At 61.3% G+C, this 6149-nt stretch carries 5 protein-coding genes and 1 pseudogene; 4 read left to right on the forward strand and 2 right to left on the reverse strand.

The annotated features are described in order from the left end of the window. The first annotated feature begins 87 nt into the window (after positions 1 to 87). The 4 genes from BB029_RS01935 (at position 88) to gcvH (ending at position 4546) form a co-directional block, all read left to right on the forward strand. Entirely contained in the window at positions 88 to 1092 is a 1005-nt protein-coding gene (locus tag BB029_RS01935) for an extracellular solute-binding protein (protein ID WP_053127831.1), read from the forward strand. Positions 1093 to 1255: 163 nt separating this feature from the next. Then, on the forward strand, positions 1256 to 2872 hold the full coding sequence (locus tag BB029_RS01940) for an iron ABC transporter permease (protein WP_065938047.1): 1617 nt from the start codon (positions 1256 to 1258) through the stop codon (positions 2870 to 2872). 155 nt (positions 2873 to 3027) lie between these two features. Next, the gene (gene gcvT / locus BB029_RS01945; protein WP_065938048.1) at positions 3028 to 4110 is read left to right on the forward strand and encodes a glycine cleavage system aminomethyltransferase GcvT; all 1083 of its coding nucleotides are present in this window, start codon (positions 3028 to 3030) and stop codon (positions 4108 to 4110) included. A gap of 52 nt (positions 4111 to 4162) precedes the next feature. Next, the gene (gcvH, locus tag BB029_RS01950; RefSeq protein WP_065938049.1) at positions 4163 to 4546 is read left to right on the forward strand and encodes a glycine cleavage system protein GcvH; all 384 of its coding nucleotides are present in this window, start codon (positions 4163 to 4165) and stop codon (positions 4544 to 4546) included. Positions 4547 to 4611: 65 nt separating this feature from the next. Here gcvH and BB029_RS01955 read toward each other — a convergent pair whose 3' ends face one another. Further along, on the reverse strand, positions 4612 to 5754 hold the full coding sequence (locus BB029_RS01955; RefSeq protein WP_027608384.1) for a DegT/DnrJ/EryC1/StrS aminotransferase family protein: 1143 nt from the start codon (positions 5752 to 5754) through the stop codon (positions 4612 to 4614). A gap of 159 nt (positions 5755 to 5913) precedes the next feature. Beyond that, positions 5914 to 6149, reverse strand: a pseudogene (locus BB029_RS01960) (porin family protein); the annotation flags it as partial.

The following is a 6149-nucleotide window of genomic DNA, read 5'->3' on the forward strand; positions in this document are numbered from 1 at the left end:
TGCAACATTTGGTAACGGCTCCGCCGAGCGTTACCAAATGTGAGTCCCTATCATTTGCGCTTATTTTGCAAATGAGAGACCGCACCCATGTTGGCACCCAAGCGCCTCCTGACTGCCCTGGCACTCACCCTGATCGGCAGCACCACCGTGCAGGCAGCCGACGAAGTGGTGGTCTACTCCTCGCGTATCGACGAACTGATCAAACCGGTGTTCGACGCCTACACCCAAAAGACCGGTGTACAGGTGAAGTTCATCACCGACAAGGAAGCGCCATTGATGCAGCGCATCAAGGCCGAGGGCGAAAACGCCACCGCCGACCTGCTGCTCACCGTGGATGCCGGCAACCTCTGGCAGGCCGAGCAAATGGGCATTCTGCAACCGTTCACTTCCCCGGTAATCGACAAGAACATTCCCCTGCAATACCGCTCTTCGGCGCATGCCTGGACCGGTTTGAGCCTGCGCGCGCGGACCATCGCGTACTCCACCGACCGGGTCAAACCGGGTGACCTGACCACCTACGAAGCCCTGGCCGACAAACAGTGGGAAGGCCGCCTGTGCCTGCGCACGGCGAAAAAGGTCTACAACCAATCGCTGACGGCCACCCTGATCGAAACCCACGGTGCGGCCAAGACCGAAGAAATCGTCAAGGGCTGGGTGAATAACCTGTCCACCGACGTGTTCTCGGATGACATTGCCGTGCTGGAGGCGATCAACGCCGGGCAATGCGACGTGGGTATCGTCAATACCTACTACTACGGCCGTCTGCACAAGCAGAAGCCTGACCTGGCGGTGAAGCTGTTCTGGCCGAACCAGGGCGACCGTGGCGTGCATGTGAACCTGTCGGGCATCGGCTTGACCAAACACGCGCCACACCCGGAAGCCGCCAAGGCATTGGTGGAGTGGATGACCACGCCTGAGGCGCAGAAGATCTTTGCCGACGTGAACCAGGAATTCCCGGCCAACCCGGCGGTACCGCCGTCGGCTGAAGTGGCGACCTGGGGCAAGTTCGTGGCGGATACATTGCCGGTGGAAGTGGCGGGCAAGCGCCAGGCTGAAGCCATTCGCCTGATGGATCGGGCGGGCTGGAACTAAGTACAATTTGTAGGACGCCGCAGATCCAAATGTGGAGGGGGGCTTGCCCCCGATGTCGGAGTGTCAGTCTACTCATCGTTGACTGATCCACTGCCATCGGGGGCAAGCCCCTCCCACATTGGATTGTGGTGATTTGAAGATATTCATTATTGAGAACCCACCCTTGGCCCACCCCGCCCAACGCCGCTGGTACCTGCCGGTCTTCAGCGTCGCCGCCCTGGTGCTGCTGCCGCTGAGCGTGCTGGTACTGTCCTGGCAAAGTATCGACGCCCAAATCTGGTCCCACCTGTGGGAAACCCAGATGCCGCGGCTGCTGGGCAACACCCTGACCCTGGTGCTGGGGGTCGGCGTCGGCGTAACCCTGTTGGGCGTCAGCCTCGCCTGGCTCACCAGCCTCTGCGAATTCCCCGGCCGGCGTTGGCTCGACTGGGCGTTGATGCTGCCCTTTGCCATTCCCGCCTATGTGCTGGCCTTCGTGTTTGTGGGCTTGCTGGATTTTTCAGGCCCCGTGCAGACCCTGCTGCGCGAATGGTTCGGCACCGGCTTGCGCCTGCCACGGGTGCGCTCCACCAGCGGCGTGATCATTGTGCTGGTGCTGGTGTTCTATCCCTACGTGTACCTGTTGGCGCGCAGCGCATTCCTCGCCCAGGGCAAAGGCCTGATGGAGGCGGCGCGGGTGCTGGGACAGTCGCCCTTGCGGGCATTCTGGTATGTGGCCCTGCCCATGGCGCGGCCGGCAATAGGGGCCGGGGTGGCGTTGGCACTGATGGAGACCCTGGCGGATTTCGGTGCGGTGTCGGTGTTCAACTTCGATACGTTCACGACCGCGATCTACAAGACCTGGTACGGCTTTTTCAGCCTGTCCAGCGCGGCCCAACTGGCCAGCCTGTTGCTGTTGGTGGTGATGCTGGTGCTGTATGGCGAACGGCGTGCCCGGGGCGCCAGTCGATCCAGCAATGAACGGCCACGGGGCAAGGCGCTGTACCACTTGCGCGGGTTCAAGGCGGCGGCGGCCAGTGCCTGGTGTGGATTGGTGTTTGCCTGTGCCTTTGTCATCCCGATGCTGCAATTGGTCGCCTGGTTCTGGCAGCGCGGCCGGTTCGACCTGGATGAGCGCTATTCGGGCCTGATCGTCCATACCCTCTACCTGGGTGGTATCGCGGCGCTGATCACGGTCAGCGTGGCGCTGGTACTGGCCTTCGCCAACCGCCTGGCGCCGACCCGGGCGATTCGCTCCGGTATCAGCCTGGCCAATGTCGGCTATGCCTTGCCGGGCTCGGTGCTGGCGGTGTCGATCATGCTGGCGTTCAGTTACCTGGACCGTGAGCTGGTGGTGCCGCTGTCCGGCTGGCTTGGCGGGGCGGGCAAGCCATTGTTGCTGGGCAGTCTGTCGGCGCTGGTGCTGGCGTATCTGGTGCGCTTTCTGGCTGTGGCCTACGGGCCGCTGGAAAACAGCCTGGCGCGCATCCGGCCTTCGTTGCCAGAAGCAGCGCGTAGTTTGGGCGTGAGTGGGCCGCGACTGTTTTGCAAAGTGTATCTGCCGCTGTTGCTGCCCGGCACCCTGAGTGCAGCACTGCTGGTGTTCGTAGACGTGCTCAAGGAAATGCCCGCAACCCTGCTGATGCGCCCGTTCGGCTGGGACACCCTGGCGGTGCGGATCTTTGAAATGACCAGCGAAGGCGAGTGGGCGCGGGCTTCTCTGCCAGCGTTGACGCTGGTGCTGGTGGGTCTGCTGCCGGTCATCGGGCTGATCCGACGCTCCGCCCGACCAATCGGTTAGGTGCCAGTCCTACGGCTTGCGGCTACAATGCGCGGCATTCGGTGCGGTCCGTCCTTCGGATCGAGTCGCTGTACGTGGCTGCAGGCCTTGTCATTCAAGGTGTCCGGCACGGGCAACGGCCTGCGCACCTTCGCCAAGCCCGGAAGGAGAAACCCATGGGACAGCGTACGCCTTTGTATGACCTGCATCTCGCCCTCGGCGCGAAACTGGTCGATTTTGGCGGTTGGGATATGCCTTTGCACTACGGCTCGCAAGTTGAGGAGCACCATCAGGTGCGGCGCGACTGCGGGGTGTTCGATGTATCTCATATGACCGTGATCGATATCACCGGCCCCCAGGCCAAGGAATGGCTCCAGCACCTGCTGGCCAATGATGTCGAGCGTTTGCATGGCTGTGGCCGTGCGTTGTACAGCGCCATGCTCAACGAGCAGGGTGGCGTGGTGGACGACATGATTGTCTATCGCACCGAGACCGGATACCGGCTGGTGGTCAACGCCGCCACCCGAGACCAGGACATGGCCTGGATCCAGGCGCAACTTGGCAGCTATCAGGTGCACCTGCATGAGCGGCCCGAGTTGGCCATGCTTGCCATTCAAGGTCCCCACGCCCGGCAGAAGATTGCCGAGTTGGTCACCCAGTCTCGCGGCACCCTGATCCACCAGCTCAAGCCCTTTGAAGGGCATGCCGACGGCGATTGGTTTATCGCCCGCACGGGTTACACCGGCGAAGACGGCCTGGAAATTGTCCTGCCTGCCGATCAGGCGCCGGGGTTTTTCAACGATCTGGTCGGTGCGGGTATTTCACCCATAGGCCTCGGCGCGCGGGACACCCTGCGGCTGGAAGCCGGCATGAACCTGTACGGCCAGGACATCCATCAGAACGTTTCGCCCCTGGCGGCCAACATGGCCTGGAGCATTGCCTGGGAACCTGCCGAGCGCAATTTCATCGGGCGAGCGGCGCTGGAAGCAGAGTTGGCCGCCGGTGTGCAGTTCAAACTGGTCGGGCTGGTACTGGAAGAGCGTGGGGTTTTACGCGCTCACCAGGTGGTTCGCATCGCCAATGTTGGCGAAGGGGAGATCACCAGTGGTAGTTTCTCACCTACGCTGAGCAAATCCATTGCCCTGGCGCGTGTACCGACGGCGACTGCCGATCGGGCCGAAGTGGAAATCCGCGGCAAGTGGTACCCGGTTCGAGTGGTCAAACCGACCTTCGTGCGCCATGGCAAAACTTTGATCTAACTATTTCCGGCAGGCCAATGGCTGCTGACATTTCTTCTTGAGGACACAGACTATGAGCGATATCCCTGCCGACCTGCGTTTTGCCGAAAGTCACGAATGGGCCCGTCTGGAAGCTGACGGTACGGTGACCGTCGGGATCTCCGACCATGCTCAGGAAGCTTTGGGTGATGTGGTGTTTGTTGAGTTGGCCGAAGTCGGCGCTACGTTTGAAGCCGGAGGCCAGGCGGGTGTGGTTGAGTCGGTGAAGGCTGCTTCGGATATCTATGCCCCGGTTGCCGGTGAAGTGATTGCCGTCAACGAGGAGCTGAGTGCTAGCCCTGAGCTGCTGAACTCCGACCCTTACGGCGCGTGGATCTTCAAGCTCAAGCCAAGCAACCCGGCTGATCTGGAAAAACTGCTGGATGCGGCTGGCTACAAAGCAGTCATCGGCGAGTAAGCGCGAGCCCCCTGTGGGAGGGGCCTTGCTCCCTCCCACATTCAACCGTGCTGGGCCGTGAGTGTTCAGTCCGCCTTCAGGACTGCCTTTACCGCCGCCACCGACCGCTCCACATCTGCCTCTGTCATCGCCGTGAACATCGGCAACGACACGATCAAACGTCCAACCTTTTCCGCGACCGGGAACATACCCTCCTTGAACCCCTGTGCCCGATAAAGGCTCAGCAGGTGAATCGGCGGGTAGTGATAGCCAATGCCAACACCCTGTGCCTGCATTTTTTCCATGAAGGTCGCGCGGGCGGGCAGGCCGTCTTGGCGCTCCGGCAGCACCAACTGGAATAGGTGCCAGTTGCTGTTTTCGAAGTCGGCCGGCGGTAGTTGCGCGCCGTACTTTTCCTCGAAGTCACTACCAAAACACTTGAAGTAGTGCCGGGCCAGGTGCTGGCGATGGGCGGTGATCTTCTCGATGTGGGCAAACTGCCCCAGGCCGATGGCTGCAGCGATGTCGGTCATGTTGAACTTGCCGCCCAGTACATCCACGTCCAGGCCGTCGAAGCCGGTGCGGGTGACGCCCTGCAGGCGGTATTTTTCCGCCAGGCGGGCTTCTTCGGCATTGTTCAACACCAGGCAACCGCCCTCGGAAGAGGTGATGTTCTTGTTGGCCTGGAAGCTGAACGATACAAAGTCCCCGGTGGAGCCGATGCGTTCGCCATCCCAACTGGAGCCCAGGGCCTGGGCGGCGTCTTCGACGATGCGCAGGTTGTACTTGTTGGCCAGTGCGTACAGCATCGGCATGTCCAGGGGCAGGCCGGCCAGGTACACCGGGATGATCGCCTTGGTGCGCGGGGTGATTGCGGCTTCCACCTGGGCCAGGTCGATATTGCGGGTGACCGGGTCGATGTCGGCGAATACCGGCGTGGCGCCTACTTCCAGGATCACGTTGGCTGTTGCGACCCAGGAGATCGGTGTGGTGATGACTTCATCGCCGGGCCCGATACCGGCGATACGCAAGGCGATCTCCATGGTGCAAGTACCCGAGTTGAAGGTGCGCACCGGCCGGCCGCCAAAGTATTCCGACAGCTGTGCTTCGAACGCCTGCACTTTCGGCCCACTGGTGATCCAGCCCGAGCGCAGTACATCGCCGACCGCCGAGATGGTGGCTTCATCGATGGTGGGTTTGGAGAACGGCAGAAAGGGCTGTTGGCTCATGACGACGAAGGCATCCGTTTCAGATTGGCGATGAGTAAGCGAGGGTTCAGTCCCGGCATGGTGGCACGGTTAGACTGAATATAGCCTGTCGCCTGTGAATGAATCGTCATGCCACGGACACGGACATGTCGCTTGAACGGTGGCATGCCCTGTTACCGGTCAGAAGGAAACGCGGGTTTCAAAGAATACGTTCTGCTCCCTGAGCTTGCCCTTGAGCTGTTCATCACGAGCGTTTATCCGGTTGGAGAAGGTGTTGTAGCCGGTCTCGATACGGCCCATGTCCACGTAGCGCCAACCTGTGCCAAAGGTGATGCGGTCGTTGACCTTGGCATCCAGGCCCAAGCCTACGCTGTAGGTAAAATTATATTGGCGGTGGCTGGCAAAGCGGCGGGTGT

Source organism: Pseudomonas sp. S3E12 (assembly GCF_001702295.1).
In the GTDB taxonomy this organism is placed as follows: Bacteria; Pseudomonadota; Gammaproteobacteria; order Pseudomonadales; family Pseudomonadaceae; genus Aquipseudomonas; species Aquipseudomonas marginalis.